Here is a 17,207-nt window from a genome sequence, read left to right on the forward strand (position 1 = left end):
GTGCGTTAAAGTAGCCACCCTTTTCTATCTCACAGGACTGAATTAAAAGGTTATTTTTATGAAGCAATCTGCTTAGATTGTTTTGTTTTATTTGTTTGTTTTGTCTCTGGTAGTAGTAGATTTAATAGTACACCTACAATTGCTGCTAGCGCCATTCCTTCTACTTGGAACGATTCACCTACGTGCAGTACCGCTCCGCCAATACCGATTACTAGTATAACTGATGCAATCATTAAGTTTCGTTTGTCACCTAAGTCTGTTTTATCGTCTACCATCATACGTAAACCACTTGATGCGATTACACCGAAGAGTAAGATTGATACACCACCCATAACTGGTGTTGGAATCGAATGAATCAGTGCTGAAATCTTCCCGATAAATCCAAACATGATTGCGAACACTGCTGAACCGATGAATAAGTATACACTGTATGCTCTCGTAATTGCTAGCACACCGATGTTTTCACCGTACGTTGTATTCGGTGGTCCTCCTATTAGTGATGCGATCAATGTTGCTATCCCATCACCGAAGATTGAACGATGTAAACCTGGTTTTTCAATTAAATCTCTTTTAATAACATTTCCAAGTACAATTTGATGTCCGATATGTTCTGAAATTGTTACAAGTGCAACTGGCACCATTAAGAGTACAATTTTCCATGAAAACTCCGGAGTATATGTTACAAACGGTACTGTGAAGTCTGGTATGACAAACCATTTTGCCTCAGCTACTGGCTTTAAATCTACTAGCCCTTGGAAGTAAGCGAATATATACCCGCCGATGATTCCAAGTAGCACTGGTATGATACTGAAAAATCCTCTCCCGAATATGGAGCAAATGATTGTAATTGCTAATGTTACTAATGCTACTGAAAAGTGTGTAATGCTATACTTACCATCCGCACCGTTCATCGCCATGTTCACTGCTGTATGTGCTAAAGATAAACCGATTACCATTACGACTGGCCCAACTACGATTGGCGGAAGTAATTTCATAATCCATTCTGACCCAGATTTCTTAATTCCGAGTGAGATTAAGATGTAAACAAGTCCCGCAAGCATTCCTCCAAGCATCGCTGCTCCAGGTCCACCTGCTGTTTTCGCTGTAATAATTGGTGCAATAAAGGCGAATGATGATCCTAAATATGCTGGTACTTGACCTTTCGTTATTAGAAGAAACGCTAGCGTTCCTAATCCACTTGATATTAAAGCTACTGATGGATTCAGTCCTGTTAAAAACGGAACAAGCACTGTTGATCCAAACATCGCGAACAAATGTTGTATACTTAATAATAACCATTTTCCCGGTTTCGGTACTTCATGAATGTCTAACACTGGCCTTTGCTCCATTGTTACATCCTCCTTCAGTTTTAATTTTTGCAATAAAAAAACTCTTTGTGCCTGTGCACAAAGAGTCCTACACTTTCGTATGCCAAATTTGACATATGAAAGCCAAGACCCTTTGGCAGCCTCACAGGACTACATTTAAAAGGGCTTTACTTATCGTATATGCTTACTCGATCTTGTTGATCTGTCTCTTGCAAATCAACTTCGATACGCTCTTCACTAGATGTTGGAATGTTCTTTCCTACATAATCAGCGCGAATTGGTAATTCACGATGACCTCTATCAACAAGAACAGCCAATTGGATTTGTGATGGTCTACCTAAATCCATAAGAGCATCCATTGCTGCTCGAACTGTTCTACCTGTATATAACACATCATCCACAAGGATAACTTTTTTCTTCGTAATATCTACAGGAATATCAGAACCTTTTACAAGTGGTTCTTTATGTTTCGATTGTAGTGTTAAATCATCACGATATAACGTAATATCTAACTCTCCTACTTCCATCTCTTTTCCTTCAATTTGACCAATTCGTTCTGCCAAACGTTGTGCAATAAAAATTCCACGTGTTTTTATTCCGACAAGAACACAATTATCGACACCTTTATTTCGTTCCACGATTTCATGACTAATTCGTGTTAAAGCGCGGCGAATCATTTGGTCATCTAAAACGACAGCTTTCTCTTGCATGCTCTACACCTCCAAGCTTTTTTTCTTGCGTGAGAGTAATGGTATAAAAAAAGTCCTCTCAGCGTGTGCGAGAGGACTTTTGAAAAAAGGGTACAACATACCCTAAGTATTTCAAACCGTTACCTTCTCAACCTCACGGGGCTGTGTTAAAGGATCATTATTTAACTGTTGTCAGTATCTCAGTTTTCTTATGATTTGTCAATACTATTTCCGTAAAACATTTAGCGCTTCTTCAAACACTTCTGGAATCGGTGCCTCAAACTCAATATATTCACCAGTACGAGGGTGATCGAAACCTAAAATCCCTGCATGAAGTGCTTGTCCATTCATATCTAATGTTTTCTTCGGACCATACTTTGGATCTCCTGCAAGTGGATAACCAATATATTTCATATGAACACGAATTTGGTGTGTACGTCCCGTTTCTAAGCGGCATTCTACAAGTGTGAAATCCTTAAATCGCTCTAACACTTGGAAATGTGTAACTGCATTCTTACCATTTTCATCAACAGTCATACTTTGACGTTCTTTTTTATCACGACCAATTGGAGCGTCAATTATTCCTTTATCATGTGGAATTACACCATGTACAATCGCTTTATAACGTCTTGTTACCGTTTTTGCTACAAGTTGATTTACAAGTGATTCATGCGCCATATCATTTTTAGCAACCATTAATAATCCAGATGTATCCTTATCAATACGGTGTACTATACCAGGACGCATTACACCGTTAATACCTGATAGGTCTGTACAATGATGCATAAGTCCGTTTACAAGCGTACCCTTCGTATGCCCTGGTGCTGGATGTACTACCATGCCACGCGGCTTATTTACAACTAGTACATCGGCATCTTCATAATAAACTTCTAAATTCATATCTTCCGGTTGAATATCTAACTCTTCTGGCTCGGGAATTGTTACTGTAATTTCATCATTTCCTTTTACTTTATAATTCCCTTTAACTGATTTCCCATTTACTGTCACAACAGCATCTTTAATCCATTGCTGCACTTGTGAACGTGACCATTCACTGTTTATTTCTGCAACGAATTTATCAATTCGCTCGCTTTTTTGTTCTTCTGCAACTGTTACTTGTACTACTTCACTCATTCAATTACTCCTTCGCTTTCTTTCCTTCTAATACTGTTTGAATAATAATTAATACAACTCCAATACATAATGCTGAGTCAGCTATATTGAATACCGGATAGTTGTACGAGAAAATATACACGTGAATGAAATCCACTACTTCTTGTCTAAATACACGATCAATAAAATTGCCAATTGCTCCGCCTAAAATTAGACCTAATGAAATACCTAGAAGCTTGTCCGTTTTCGCATATTTTTTCATATAAAATACGATAAATGCTACGAAAATGACTGTAATAATGTAGAAAAACCACATTTTATTTTCTAAAATACCCCAGGCAGCTCCTCTATTTCGATGAGATGTTATGTATAATACATTATCGATAATCGGAATGCTCGTACCCAATTCCATGTTCTTTACAATTAGCCACTTCGATATTTGATCGATGGCAATGACAAATAACGCTATTACATAATATATCATTTTCATTTCCCCCACAAAGACAGTGTACCTCAAAATTTTAGCATAGCTGCTACCTTTTCACAATGAACCTTTGTAGAAGAATAAAATAAATTAAAAAAAGGTAACATAATATCGTTGTGCGTATTTCATACATTTACCTTTTCATAGAAAAATTCATGAATAGTACGAGCAGTCGGCATTGTTTTCATTTGTTTTGTAGAAATCGCTCTTCCAGTTTCTTCACAAATACCGTACATATCTATTTCCATTTTAAACAATGCACGTTCTACATCTTTTAAATCCTCTTTTATATCATGTAATAGCAATTTTTTCTTTGTCTCTTCCTTTATTTCGTATCCAAGTTCTTGCCCAAATTCCATATAGTATGTGTGCATTACTTCTTTAGCCAGTCTATCTTGCAACTCTTTTCTCATCAATTGTAATTCTTCTTTTATTTCCATATAAATTTCATTCACGTGTACATTCCTCCCAGCTGCAATGTACAATTAGTGTGTCCGAAATTTCCACGCTTACCTCACACACATTTTTCCTTCATAGGAAAGAGAGTGAAAGTTATTTTGATATATTATCAACAAAAAACTGACTGCTATTATGAGCAGTCAGCTTTTTTTCATTATTTTACATAATTTTCTTTAACAACCGTTGCACAACGCTCACATAATGTTTCATGTTCTGCATCTTTACCAATTGTTTCTGAAACAACCCAACAACGTTCACACGTCTCACCTGTCGCCTGTGCTACAACTACAGCTGTATGCTCATACTTTGGTGCTTCTGTTGGCGCTTCTTCAATTGTACCACCAAGTTTATACTCAGAGACGATGAATAATTGCTTTAAGTCTTCGCTAATAGACTCTAACATAGCCTTCATTTCTGCAGTCGGATATAGCGTAATGCTCGCATTTAATGACTTACCAATTACTTTCTCATTACGAGCTACTTCTAACGCTTTTAAAACGTCATCACGTAATGTCATAAATGCATCCCATTTTGCTCTTAACGCTTCTGAACCCTCTACTTCTGTAGCTTCTGGCATATTAGTTAACTGTACGCTTTCTTCTTCTGCACCAGGAACATATGGCCATACTTCATCAGCTGTATGAGGTAAGATTGGCGTTACAAGTTTCGTTAATGCAACAAGAACATCATATAATACAGTTTGAATTGCACGACGATCCGCGTGATCTGCACCTTCAATGTATAAAATGTCTTTTGCAAAGTCTAAGTAGAATGAACTTAGATCAATTGTACAGAAGTTGTGAATTGCATGATATACAGCAGCAAAGTCATATGTTTCATATGCATCTTTTACTTTTGTAATTAAGTCATTTAACTTCACTAACATGTAACGATCTACTTCACGAAGTTCAGCTACCGCTACTGTATTTTCACTTGGATTAAAATCATCTAAGTTTCCTAATAAGAAACGGAATGTGTTACGGATTTTACGATACACTTCTGCTACTTGTTTTAAAATATCATCTGAAATACGTACATCAGATTGATAGTCAACAGAAGATACCCATAAGCGTAAAATGTCTCCGCCTAATTGATCCATAATTTTCTTCGGTACGACGATGTTTCCAATCGACTTACTCATTTTACGTCCTTCACCATCTAGTACGAAACCATGGCTTAGTACGCCTTTATATGGAGCTTTACCAGTTACAGCAACTGCTGTTGATAATGAAGAGTTAAACCAACCACGATACTGGTCAGATCCTTCTAAATATAAATCAGCTGGACGTTGTAAGTCTTCGCGCTCTTCTAATACCGCTTGGTGAGAAGAACCTGAATCGAACCATACATCCATGATGTCTGTTTCTTTACGGAATTCACCATTTGGGCTACCTGTATGTGTAAATCCTTCTGGTAATAAATCTTTCGCTTCACGCTCGAACCATACGTTAGAACCGTGCTCACGGAATAAATCTGCTACATGATTAATTGTTTCATCTGTAATAATTGGATCACCATTTTCTGCATAGAATACAGGAATTGGCACACCCCATGCACGCTGACGAGAAATACACCAGTCACCACGGTCACGAACCATATTATGAAGACGAGTTTCTCCCCATGCTGGTACCCATTTTGTTTCCGCAACAGCTTCTAATAATTCTTTACGGAACGCTTCAATAGATGCAAACCACTGCGCTGTCGCACGGAAAATAATTGGTTTTTTCGTTCTCCAATCATGTGGGTATGAATGCGTAATGAATGTTAGTTTCAGTAACGCGCCTACTTCTTCTAATTTTTCCGTAATTGGCTTGTTAGCTTTATCATAGAATAAGCCTTCAAATCCAGGTGCTTCATTTGTTAATACACCTTTATCATCAACTGGGCAAAGTACTTCTAAGCCATACTTTTTACCAACAACGAAGTCATCTTCCCCGTGTCCTGGTGCTGTATGAACACAACCTGTACCTGCATCTGTTGTTACGTGCTCTCCTAGCATAACTAATGAGTCACGATCGTAGAATGGATGTTTTGCAACTGTATACTCAAGTTCGCTACCTTTTACCGTTTTCACAACTTCAGCATTTTCCCACTCTAACGTTTTTGCAACTGTCTCAAATAGTTCAGAAGCGATGATATATTTCTCATCATTTACTTTCACAATAGCATATTCAAGTTCTGGGTGAACAGAAATACCTAAGTTTGCAGGTAACGTCCAAGGCGTTGTTGTCCAAATAATGTATTTCTCATCACCTTCTAATACGTTCTTTCCATCTTTTACAGGGAATGCTACGTAAATAGATGCTGATTTTTTATCTTGATATTCAATTTCAGCTTCTGCTAAAGCTGATTCACTTGTTGGAGACCAGTAAACTGGTTTTTGTCCTTTATAGATATAACCTTTTTTCGCCATGTCACCAAACACTTTAATTTGTTGTGCTTCATAAGCTGGCTCTAAAGTAATATATGGATTATCCCAATCTGCACGTACACCTAAACGCTTAAATTGTTCACGTTGACGTTCCACTTGCTCATATGCATACTCTGCACATAACTTACGGAACTCAGCAACTGTCATTTCTTTACGCTTTACACCTTTATTTGTTAAAGCTTGCTCAATTGGTAAACCGTGTGTATCCCAACCTGGTACATATGGTGCACAGTATCCAGTCATTGATTTAAAACGAACAATAAAGTCTTTTAACACTTTATTTAGTGCGTGTCCCATATGGATGTCACCATTTGCATATGGAGGTCCATCATGTAGTACAAATAAAGGACGGCCTTTCGTATGTTCTTGTACCTTTTCATAAATATTCATTTCAGCCCATTTTTCTTGCATTGCAGGCTCACGTTTCGGTAAATTCCCACGCATCGGGAATTCTGTTTTTGGCATTAGTAATGTATTTTTGTACTCCATGCTCAATTCCTCCTTAAATATATAAACGACAGACCTTAAAAAAGGGAATAAAAAAGAGACCTCTCATCCCCAAAAAGGGACGAGAAAGTCTCCCGCGGTACCACCCTAGTAGACCATATACAAATGCATAAGGTCCTCTTTATATTCTTAACGCGAATATACGCCTACGCTTACTAAATTTGTTCAGCGCGGAACTCCAGGGTGATATTCCCATTATCTCCTTATCCTGAGCTTACACCATCCTCAGTTCGCTATATAAGGTATGAAAAAGGTACTTATCCCTATCTTCGTTTTTCTTAATAAATATGCTGTTTAAAATTATATGTAATAATGAGAAAAACGTCAAGCTTACACTGTTTCTTCTTTTTTCAACAGTTCGTCCACTTCGTCTTCTAATTCAATTAGTTTATCCCAATCATCGTTGTTTAACATTTCAAGTTGTGTTTCTAATAACATACGGAAACGAGTTCGGAATACTTTCGCTTGTTTCTTCAACTCTTCAATATCAAAAGCAACTTTTCTTGATTTCACTAACGCTTCATTAATGATACGATCTGCATTTTTTTCTGCTTCACGTACAATTAATTTTGCTTCTTTTTGTGCATTACGCTTCACTTCTTCAGCAGCTTCTTGTGCGACAATGATAGATTTGTTCAGCGTATCTTCAATATTAGAAAAATGATCTAACTTTCCTTCTAATTGTGCAACCTTTTCTTCTAAAGCTTTTTTCTCACGAATGACTAATTCATAATCTTTGATGATTTGATCAAGAAACTCATTTACTTGATCTTCATCGTAGCCACGAAACCCGCGACCAAATTCTTTGTTATGAATATCTAATGGTGTTAACGGCACAACGCCACCTCCAAGTAGTTATCTAAATTTCCTCTTTCAATTATATCTTTTCTTCGACAAAATAAGAGAATTTCCTTCTAAAAAACCAATCATTTTAGTATACCATACAAAACTCTCCATTTGTCGCGCTTCGTTTTACCTTCTACAGAAAATAATTTGCTTCGTCCATACCCTCTAACCGAGAAAACATCCCCCGGAAAACATTCATACGAAGTTTGCTCTACTGTTTTCCAATTGACTTTTACTAAGCCACCTTTTATAAGAGGCTGTACCTTCTGCCTAGATATATGTAGCATTTCAGCTAATAAAACATCTAGACGAAGTGACGAAACAGTCCCAGATTTTTCTCCCCATTTTTCACCTACACGCAAAATTTTCTCTACTTGTATAGGAGAGAGTGTGACTTTCATTTTCCCTATTGATTGTAAGTTCATTTCAATATACGATACAACTTCTTTGGCAACTGCAATTTGGGCACGGTCTTCTTGAAGCAAAATATCACCACATTTTTCCCTTGTTAAACCAAGCGACATGAATGCACCTAATATTTGCCTATGTTCTAGCGTAAAAAACTTGGAAGGATAGTCAATTTCTAATACTTCTACTTGAAATTCCTCTTCATTTAATTCTAGATAATCTGGATAAATTAGTGCTCTTTTCCGTTCGGCTTCAGGCATCGCACCATCAAACCGTACAGCTACATCTCCTTGCCCTATTACCATAGAAACAATTTGTTGCTGTCTTGGATCAAGAAAATCTGTTAACTTGACTTGATGGTACTCAGCAGCCTGTTTCCACTCTAATACTTTATCCACAAAGACCTCTTCATCAGGTCTAAAATGCTCATAGATGCTCATGTATTTAACCTCACACTATAAAAAATAGTTGAATAAACTCACTAAACCACCTCTAGCAAGTTTCAAGGCAACAATAGCAACAAGTGGAGAAATATCAATCATACCAAATGGTGGAATAAACCTCCTAAACGGCTCTAAATACGGTTCGCAAATACGCGCAAGAAAATCTCCAAAAGCTGATTCCTTTGCGCCAGGAAACCATGATAGGAGAATGTAAATAATTAGTGCCCACGAGTAAATCTCGATAGCAGTAAGTAACACTGTTAAAACTGTTGTCATGGCGTATTACCACCTCTTTATATTTGTCTCTTCTTCTTCACCGAATAACTCTGAAATCGCACCAACGATATCAACATTTTCAGGTGTACACATAAATGTTTTCGGGCCTATTTTTTGAATATCCCCGCCTATAGCGTATACAGTACCACTTAAAAAGTCAACGATACGTACAGCTTGATCTGTAGACATTCTTTGCAAATTAATTACAACAGCTCGTCTACCTTTTAAGTGATCCGAAATGCCTTGCGCTTCCGAATATGTACGTGGTTCTAGTAAAACAACTTTTGAAGATTGCTTCGCTGTTTCAATACTCACTACATTTTGCTTCGGTTGCACTTTCGCAAACGGAACATCTTGTTGTTCTGGGGGATCTTGTTGCTTTTTCATGTCTGTTTGCTCCTTTTCATAACTATATTGAGCTGCTTCTTTTTCTTCCGGTGTGTCAAAAAAGAAGTATTTTACTTTTGACCAACTCATAATAACTTTCTCCTTCCTCCTACGCTTTTCCTACTAAAACCGTTCCCAAACGAATATATGTAGCGCCTTCCTCAATTGCAATCGTGTAATCATTTGACATTCCCATTGATAATTCTTTACATGGTGCATGTAATAATTCTAGCTCCTGCACCTCTGTTTGTAGCATGCGCAATTCCTTAAAGCAGCGACGAATCTCTTCCTCTTCTCCTGTAAACGGAGCCATTGTCATTAATCCTACCACTTCAATCTTATCCAATTCTTGCAAACTTTGAATAAAAGAAATTGTTTCTTCTATCGCCAATCCTTGCTTTGATTCTTCAGATGATGTTTTCACTTGAATAAAGCATTTAACTTTCTTATCAGCACGTTTTTGAATTTCTTTTGCAAGCGAAAGACGATCTAATGAATGTAAATAATCAATTTCATTAATGATTTCTTTTACTTTTCTCGTTTGCAATGATCCAATAAAATGCCAATTCACTTTTGAACCGAAATGCTCGTATTTTTGTAAGAAACCTTCATTTCTATTTTCACCTAAATCAATAATTCCTGTTTCAATTACTTCGCTTGTTTTTTCAATCCCTACAGTTTTTGTAACTGCAACGAGCTTAATATCTTTCATCGAACGTCCAGCTCGTACACAAGATTCTTTAATTACTTCGTTTACATCTGCTAAATTCCCTTGCACTGCCACTTACTTCACTCCTCCTTAAAACCTATGAAACTCAACATTCTCCCCGTCTTACCTTGATCACGACGATGAGAGAAAAATAATTGTTCTTCACAGCTTGTACAAAGAGATGACATTACAATATGTTCTTCTTTTATGCCTGCTTGTACACATAATATACGATTAACTTCTTTTAAATTAATTGCATACTGACCATCAGAAATTACTTTATGAGGAACAGATCCGTTTACTACTTGCTGTGCTGCTGTTAATACACGATCATCAACAACATAACAACATGATCCGATTGCAGGACCAATTGCGACATGAATTTCATCACTTGAAACACCTTCTGCATTCCACTTTTGAATCATTTCTTTCGCAATCTCTGTTACAGTCCCTTTCCACCCAGCATGCGCAAGTCCTATCATATCATGTGATGGTGCATAAAAATAGAGCGGAACACAATCAGCGTAACAAGATGTTAAGAGAACATCTTTGTTAGTCGTATAAATGCCATCCGTTTTTGGAATACCGTCTTCATATGAATAAACGCCTTTCCCTTTTTCTTGCAGTCCTACTTTCTCAACATGATGGTCATGAACTTGTTCAGAGCAAATCCATTTTTCTAATGGTTTTTGTAACTTATTAGCTAAAATGCGTCTGTTTTCATGAACATTCTCCACGATATCATTCACATGTAATCCTAAATTCATCGCATGAAAGGAGCCTGTACTTACTCCACCATCTTTTGTCGTAAATCCAACAGTAATGTTTCCAAGTTCTTTCCACGCTTGTAAATACAGTATACCGTCCGCATATTTAAATGGTTCTCTCATAAAGCGACTCCTTTTAATTAAAATAACAGAAAAAAGTATGGTACTTCCTGTCTATTTTACCATACTTTTATTTTTTCATAATGACAACAGAAAAAAAAGAGGAATTTGTAATATTCTTTATGAAATTGTCGGTGTTTGTATTGATTCTGTTACAGAATTAACATGATCTACTTTTACAAGTATGACATCTTCTCCAATTTTCATAATTTGCTCCCAAGGAATCACAAATTCTACTTCCTTCCCAAAGAGTCCAAGCATTCGTGCCTGCTTAGAAATAATAACCGCCCTAATCTTTCCTGTGTCTATATCAATATCAATATCTCCAATATTCCCAAGCCTCTTTCCATCTGAAACATTTACAACATCCTTCATTTGAAACTCCGAAATCCGTATCATATTCATCCTCTCCCTTATATCATGAATCGTAAGTACGCTCTCAAATAAAGTGAAACCTTAATCAGTGGGATTATCCCCATCCCTACTGATTATTAACCCATGCCAATCGGACTTTTACGGGCAGTCCCGCTTCCATCTAACTTTTTACTTCAGCCTAATTTCGAAGCGGATAAACAGTATATAACCGCTACTAATAGAACATCCATTTTATTTTCATTATATGAACCTACCCAATCTACTATGAGCGCAAAATATTATATATAAAAAAGACCTCACCATAACTGGTGAGGACCTTATCCTTGAATCGTCTTATTCATTTGCTTAATAGCAGACTTCTCCAAACGTGATACTTGCGCTTGAGAAATCCCAATTTCTTCGGCAACTTCCATCTGTGTCTTTCCTTGAAAGAAACGTTTTCGAATAATCATTTTTTCACGATCATTTAAACGCTTCATTCCTTCTTTCAACGCCAGTTCTTCAACCCACTGCTCGTCCTTTTGTTTTTCATCCTTTAATTGATCCATAACAAAGATAGGATCTCCTCCATCGTTATAAATCGGTTCAAATAATGAAACCGGATCTTGAATCGCATCTAGTGCAAAAACAATCTCTTCATGTGTCACTTCAAGAACTTTCGCAATATCCATTGCTGTTGGTTCTTTTGAATTTTCAGCAATCAATTTTTCTCTTACTTGCAACGCTTTATACGCAATATCTCGTAATGAGCGAGATACACGAATTGGATTGTTATCACGCAAATATCTGCGTATTTCTCCAATAATCATCGGCACAGCATACGTTGAAAACTTTACATTTTGGCCTAAATCAAAGTTATCAATGGATTTCATAAGTCCAATGCAACCAACTTGAAATAAATCATCAACATATTCTCCTCTGTTATTAAATCTTTGGATGACGCTCAGTACAAGACGTAAGTTTCCATTCACTAATTTCTCTCTGGCGCTTATCTCTCCACTTTGCATTTCACGAAATAATTTACGCATCTCTTCATTTTTTAGTACTGGAAGTTTAGCTGTATCAACACCGCAAATTTCTACTTTGTTTCTCGTCAAAGTGTTCCCTCCTATCGGGAGTTGCTGTACAGTGTAAAGTATTTCCTTTGAAGGGGATTTTATGCATACGGTTTTTCCATCATTTTTCACAAATATCATATTTCCTAATGCACAAAAAAAGAATAAGACCAGTCTAGATACCGACTGGTCTTATTCTTCACACCATTTTATTAAATTCTTTTCGTAATCTTTTTATAATTCTTTTTTCCAAACGAGAAATATAAGACTGTGAAATTCCAAGCATATCAGCCACATCTTTTTGTGTCTTCTCTTCGCCACCAGCGAGTCCAAACCGAAGCTCCATAATTTGTTTTTCACGGTCATTTAATTGATGCAATGCTTTCATTAAAAGATGACGATCTACAGTAGCTTCTAAATCTTTTGTAATAATGTCATCATCTGTGCCTAAAACATCTGATAGTAACAGTTCATTTCCGTCCCAATCAATGTTAAGCGGTTCATCAAAAGAAACTTCCGAACGATTTTTATTATTTCGACGCAAATGCATTAAAATTTCATTTTCTATACAACGAGATGCATATGTTGCTAATTTAATTTTCTTTTCTGGATTAAATGTATTCACTGCCTTAATAAGACCAATTGTTCCTATACTAATCAAATCCTCAATATTGATCCCTGTATTTTCAAATTTTCTTGCTATATATACAACAAGCCTTAGGTTACGTTCAATAAGCATCGACCTCGCAGCTTGATCTCCATTTGGTAATTTATTCAAAAGAACTGCCTCTTCTTCTTTCGTTAACGGCGGTGGCAACGCTTCACTTCCACCAATATAATAAATTTCATCGGTCTTAATTCCTAATTTCAGCAATACTTTATACCAAAGGTATACCAAATAAAATTTAAATTTCACCATATTATCCCGCCTCTCATAATTAAGCAATTACCATCTTTTGCGAAATCAACATTTTCGGATGTACAATGCATTGATACTCTCCATTAGTAGATAATTGTTGTGTATTTAATCCAATCAGTACTTTGTTTACAACAACCGAACTACCTTCATGATAAACTCGCACACAATCTGGCTTAATTGCCCATAAAAATTGATTCTCTACTCCTACTGCTCGGAAAGGAATTAAACGTAGTTTCGTCGCCCATCCAGAATCATTTTCTGGTATTTGAGGAATTTCTGTTTTGGAATAAATTTGTTCTGTTAACCAAGCTGGCAAACAATGTTCTAATGATGAAATATGCATAATCATAACGGGTGTTTTCGTTAACGGGTCATAAAGTTGGTTCCCACTATCAATTAGACCTGCTAATTCTAGTTCCTCTCCAGCTAATTGAATTTCCACTTTCACGATTTGATCATAGTGTATCTTTGTGACCTCTACGCTTTCTATACGCTTTTTAGAAAAATAATAAATTACTGGAAAACCAAAAATAACAAATACCCAACTAATTGGATCACCGTAAGAAACTGATTTAGATTGAACTAATCCATTTACCATTTCGTTCGTTTGCAAAAAGTAATGCGTTCCAATTAATCCTCCACCAACCATAAAGGTTACAAAATAGAAAGTAAAAACAGTTTGTGTATAATTTCTAAATGTCGAAAACCCAAATGCTGTATACACAATAAGTAACGAGTACAATAGTTTCATAATTGGATGTGTCATCATAGAAGCAAAAGGCGTAAAGGCGAAAATAACAATAGTTGAACCTATAAATGCCCCTAACACAAGCCTCCATCTTTTGATTCTCTTTTTTAACACGGTGGCTGTTAATAAAAGTAAAAGAAAATCAATGCAGGCGTTTAACAACCAGACAATGTCGGCGTAAACAACCAAACAATTCACCTCTTTTTTTAAGTTGAGACTAGTATAATGCATATCCAATAGGAAAGTGTGTCAATTGGTGGAGGGATTTTTTTGTTATTTTGTGATTTCTAGACATAATCTGTCGGTAAAAAATAAAAGTGTATTTTTCATAGAATAATATGAATTTTTTACTTGTATACATAATAATTGAATTATATATATACAAAGTTTATCTTGCTATTTGCGGGCAGTAAGACCCTGCCTCAAAATTCAGCTATAAAAAAGGACAGAAGTTAAGTGGGAGTCGGGCTAACAATCATTTTTGGATGAACACCCCCGACTAATTAAAGTTTCAATTTATCACAGCTTATGGCTTAAAAATAGGACTGGGCTCTCCATATGCAAAATAATAAAAAAAGATCTGCTTAGCAGATCTTTTCCATTTAGACAACAAAAAAAAGGAGCATGAAAGCTCCTTTTCTTTTATCGTCTACGACGGTTACGTAAGAATGCTGGAATATCGATGTCATCTGAATCTGTATGACGATCATGCACAACCGGCTCTTCACGTTTCATTTCACGCTTAACTTCACGTTGTTTTGAAGGTTGAGCTACTGGTTGTTGTTGCTGTTGTGTGTGATTCGCAGTCGGACGGATAATTGGTTTTGGTGGTTGTGTCGAAGCACTATCATCAAAACCAGTTGCAATTACAGTGACAACGATATCATCTTTTAATCCTTCATTAATAACAGAACCGAAGATCATATTTACTTCTGGATCCGAAGCTGAAGCTACAATGTCTGCTGCTTCTTGTACTTCATATAAACTTAAGTTTGCGCCGCCCGTAATGTTCATAATAACACCTTGAGCTCCATCAATAGATGTTTCTAGTAATGGACTAGAAATCGCTTTTTTCGCAGCTTCAGCAGCACGATTTTCACCATTACCAGAACCGATACCCATTAAAGCAGAACCTCTATTAGACATAATTGTTTTTACGTCTGCAAAGTCTAAGTTAATTAGACCTGGTGTAGCAATTAAATCAGAAATACCTTGAACACCTTGACGTAATACGTTATCTGCTTCACGGAACGCTTCTAACATTGGCGTATTTTTATCAACAATCTCTAATAAGCGATCATTTGGAATTACGATAAGTGTATCTACATTTTCTTTAAATGACGCAATACCAGATGCAGCTTGAGTTGCACGTTTACGCCCTTCAAATGTAAATGGACGTGTTACAACACCAACTGTTAACGCGCCTAGTTCTTTTGCAACTTGAGCAACAACTGGAGCTGCACCAGTTCCAGTTCCGCCGCCCATACCAGCAGTTACGAAGACCATATCCGCGCCACGAAGCGCTTCTTGAATCTGTTCTTTACTTTCTTCTGCAGCTTTTTTCCCTACTTCAGGGTTTGCGCCTGCACCAAGTCCACGCGTTAATTTTCCACCAATTTGCATTTTCGTTTCAGCTTTTGATAGATTTAATGCTTGTGCATCAGTATTCACAGCGATAAAGTCTACACCTTGTACACCGTGTTCAATCATACGGTTTACAGCGTTGTTTCCGCCACCGCCGACACCGATAACTTTTATATTCGCTAATTGATCTTGAGTAGTATCAAACTCTAACATGTCGAAATCCCCCTAGAACCTCATTTTTCGTGTCCAATTTTAATCCCATAAATAACGGAATGCACGTTTTACTTTTGACATCATGCGGTCATCATTTTGATTAGTATTGTTTTGATTACGAGTTTTTTGTTTCGCAGGTTGCTGTTGTACCGGCATTGGTGCTGGTACTGGTTCAAAATGTTCTTGCTTTTCCTGCACATTTTTCCCACGTAATTTAGCTTTTTGATAAGAATGTTTAATTAATCCAACTCCACTTGTATATTGAGGCTCACGAACACCAATATAATCAGGAGTTGCTATACGAACATTTTCATGTAAAATATCGTATGCAAGATCAAGAACACCTGGCATAGAAGCTATCCCACCAGTTAGTACATATCCAGAAGCAGCTTGCTTTACTCCTAACTTATGCACTTCATCTTGAACAAACATTAAAATTTCCTCTACACGAGCCTCTATTATATCCGATAATTCCAACTGAGAATATTGTTCTGTTTGATCGCTTCCCATAATAGGAACCGTAAACATCTCTTCTTCAGATGCTGTATCATAAAAAGCATGTCCATATTTCAGCTTAATTTGATCTGCATTTTCTGTTGAAGTTTTCAGCCCAATCGCTATATCCTTCGTTATATGATCTCCACCTAATGGCAATACGCTCGTTGCTTGCAACTCTCCATCTTTAAAAATAGATAAGGTTGTAGATCCTCCGCCCATATCAACAAGGGCTACCCCTCTATTTCTTTCATCCGAAGATAACGCAACTGTCGCTGCCGCTAAAGGTTGCAGACAAATATCAACAATTTCAAGACCTGCTTTTTCTACACAACGAAGTAGGTTATGTAGTAAAGTTCTCGAGCCTGTAATAAGTGTACCTTCCATTTCTAATCTTACACCGATCATCCCGCGTGGATCGTTAATCTCGTCAAGACCGTCTACAATGAACTGTCGAGGTACCACATCAATAAATTCACGTTCAGGAGCAATTGACACAACTTGCGCTGCATCTAGAACGCGTAAGACATCTTCATTCCCGATTTCACGATCTTCATTTGAAACAGCGACTACTCCGTGACACGGGAGCAACTGTACCTGGTTTGCATTGACACCTACTACAACTTGCTCAATGTGGATACCCACCATGCGCTCAGCTTGTTCAATTGCTTTTTTAATTGATCGAACAGTTTCATCTATATCAACTATCGATCCCTTTTTCAAACCATTTGATTTTACGTTTCCAACACCAATAATGTTTAAGCTATCATTAACCATTTCACCAATGATGACTTTAACATTGGATGTACCGATGTCAAGACTAACATATATTTCATTGCTGTTCATTCTTT

At 36.8% G+C, this 17,207-nt stretch carries 18 protein-coding genes and 1 other annotated feature; all 18 genes read right to left on the reverse strand.

Going from position 1 to position 17,207, the window contains the following annotated elements:
* Positions 1-56: 56 nt before the first annotated feature.
* On the reverse strand, positions 57-1,349 hold the full coding sequence (gene uraA / locus CQ058_RS22535; RefSeq protein WP_002190517.1) for a uracil permease: 1,293 nt from the start codon (positions 1,347-1,349) through the stop codon (positions 57-59).
* 146 nt (positions 1,350-1,495) lie between these two features.
* On the reverse strand, positions 1,496-2,038 hold the full coding sequence (pyrR, locus tag CQ058_RS22540; protein ID WP_001156489.1) for a bifunctional pyrimidine operon transcriptional regulator/uracil phosphoribosyltransferase: 543 nt from the start codon (positions 2,036-2,038) through the stop codon (positions 1,496-1,498).
* Positions 2,039-2,242: 204 nt separating this feature from the next.
* A complete protein-coding gene (locus CQ058_RS22545; RefSeq protein ID WP_002128848.1) occupies positions 2,243-3,151 on the reverse strand; it encodes an RluA family pseudouridine synthase in 909 nt (302 codons plus the stop codon).
* Between the two features lie 4 nt (positions 3,152-3,155).
* Complete coding sequence (lspA, locus tag CQ058_RS22550) at positions 3,156-3,614, reverse strand: lipoprotein signal peptidase LspA (RefSeq protein ID WP_002128849.1); 459 nt, start codon at positions 3,612-3,614, stop codon at positions 3,156-3,158.
* A gap of 125 nt (positions 3,615-3,739) precedes the next feature.
* The gene (locus CQ058_RS22555) at positions 3,740-4,069 is read right to left on the reverse strand and encodes a TraR/DksA C4-type zinc finger protein (protein WP_002014715.1); all 330 of its coding nucleotides are present in this window, start codon (positions 4,067-4,069) and stop codon (positions 3,740-3,742) included.
* A 158-nt stretch (positions 4,070-4,227) separates the two neighbouring features.
* Complete coding sequence (gene ileS2, locus CQ058_RS22560; protein ID WP_002128852.1) at positions 4,228-6,993, reverse strand: isoleucine--tRNA ligase; 2,766 nt, start codon at positions 6,991-6,993, stop codon at positions 4,228-4,230.
* A 72-nt stretch (positions 6,994-7,065) separates the two neighbouring features.
* Positions 7,066-7,290: a binding site (T-box leader), on the reverse strand.
* A gap of 51 nt (positions 7,291-7,341) precedes the next feature.
* Positions 7,342-7,848, reverse strand: coding sequence for a septum site-determining protein DivIVA (gene divIVA / locus CQ058_RS22565; protein ID WP_001131609.1), 507 nt, complete (start codon positions 7,846-7,848; stop codon positions 7,342-7,344).
* A gap of 89 nt (positions 7,849-7,937) precedes the next feature.
* Positions 7,938-8,705 (reverse strand): YlmH family RNA-binding protein, encoded by a 768-nt coding sequence (locus tag CQ058_RS22570; protein ID WP_002033759.1) that lies wholly within the window; start codon positions 8,703-8,705, stop codon positions 7,938-7,940.
* A gap of 15 nt (positions 8,706-8,720) precedes the next feature.
* Positions 8,721-8,984: a YggT family protein gene (locus CQ058_RS22575; protein WP_002014720.1), complete on the reverse strand. Its 264-nt coding sequence runs from the start codon at positions 8,982-8,984 to the stop codon at positions 8,721-8,723.
* A 6-nt stretch (positions 8,985-8,990) separates the two neighbouring features.
* Positions 8,991-9,461 (reverse strand): cell division protein SepF, encoded by a 471-nt coding sequence (locus tag CQ058_RS22580; protein WP_002014721.1) that lies wholly within the window; start codon positions 9,459-9,461, stop codon positions 8,991-8,993.
* A 19-nt stretch (positions 9,462-9,480) separates the two neighbouring features.
* Entirely contained in the window at positions 9,481-10,155 is a 675-nt protein-coding gene (locus tag CQ058_RS22585; protein ID WP_002190520.1) for a YggS family pyridoxal phosphate-dependent enzyme, read from the reverse strand.
* 5 nt (positions 10,156-10,160) lie between these two features.
* Complete coding sequence (gene pgeF / locus CQ058_RS22590; RefSeq protein ID WP_002128855.1) at positions 10,161-10,970, reverse strand: peptidoglycan editing factor PgeF; 810 nt, start codon at positions 10,968-10,970, stop codon at positions 10,161-10,163.
* Positions 10,971-11,087: 117 nt separating this feature from the next.
* Positions 11,088-11,366, reverse strand: coding sequence for a YlmC/YmxH family sporulation protein (locus tag CQ058_RS22595; RefSeq protein ID WP_012261605.1), 279 nt, complete (start codon positions 11,364-11,366; stop codon positions 11,088-11,090).
* A 293-nt stretch (positions 11,367-11,659) separates the two neighbouring features.
* A complete protein-coding gene (gene sigG / locus CQ058_RS22600; protein ID WP_002014725.1) occupies positions 11,660-12,439 on the reverse strand; it encodes an RNA polymerase sporulation sigma factor SigG in 780 nt (259 codons plus the stop codon).
* A 157-nt stretch (positions 12,440-12,596) separates the two neighbouring features.
* Positions 12,597-13,316 (reverse strand): RNA polymerase sporulation sigma factor SigE, encoded by a 720-nt coding sequence (gene sigE / locus CQ058_RS22605; RefSeq protein WP_002128857.1) that lies wholly within the window; start codon positions 13,314-13,316, stop codon positions 12,597-12,599.
* 19 nt (positions 13,317-13,335) lie between these two features.
* Complete coding sequence (gene spoIIGA, locus CQ058_RS22610; protein WP_002165147.1) at positions 13,336-14,253, reverse strand: sigma-E processing peptidase SpoIIGA; 918 nt, start codon at positions 14,251-14,253, stop codon at positions 13,336-13,338.
* Between the two features lie 453 nt (positions 14,254-14,706).
* A complete protein-coding gene (gene ftsZ, locus CQ058_RS22615; RefSeq protein WP_002014730.1) occupies positions 14,707-15,861 on the reverse strand; it encodes a cell division protein FtsZ in 1,155 nt (384 codons plus the stop codon).
* Between the two features lie 39 nt (positions 15,862-15,900).
* On the reverse strand, positions 15,901-17,202 hold the full coding sequence (ftsA, locus tag CQ058_RS22620; protein ID WP_002014731.1) for a cell division protein FtsA: 1,302 nt from the start codon (positions 17,200-17,202) through the stop codon (positions 15,901-15,903).
* Between the last annotated feature and the right edge of the window lie 5 nt (positions 17,203-17,207).

Origin of the sequence: Bacillus sp. MYb56 (genome assembly GCF_002976445.1) — a bacterium.
Classification (GTDB): Bacteria; Bacillota; Bacilli; order Bacillales; family Bacillaceae_G; genus Bacillus_A; species Bacillus_A mycoides.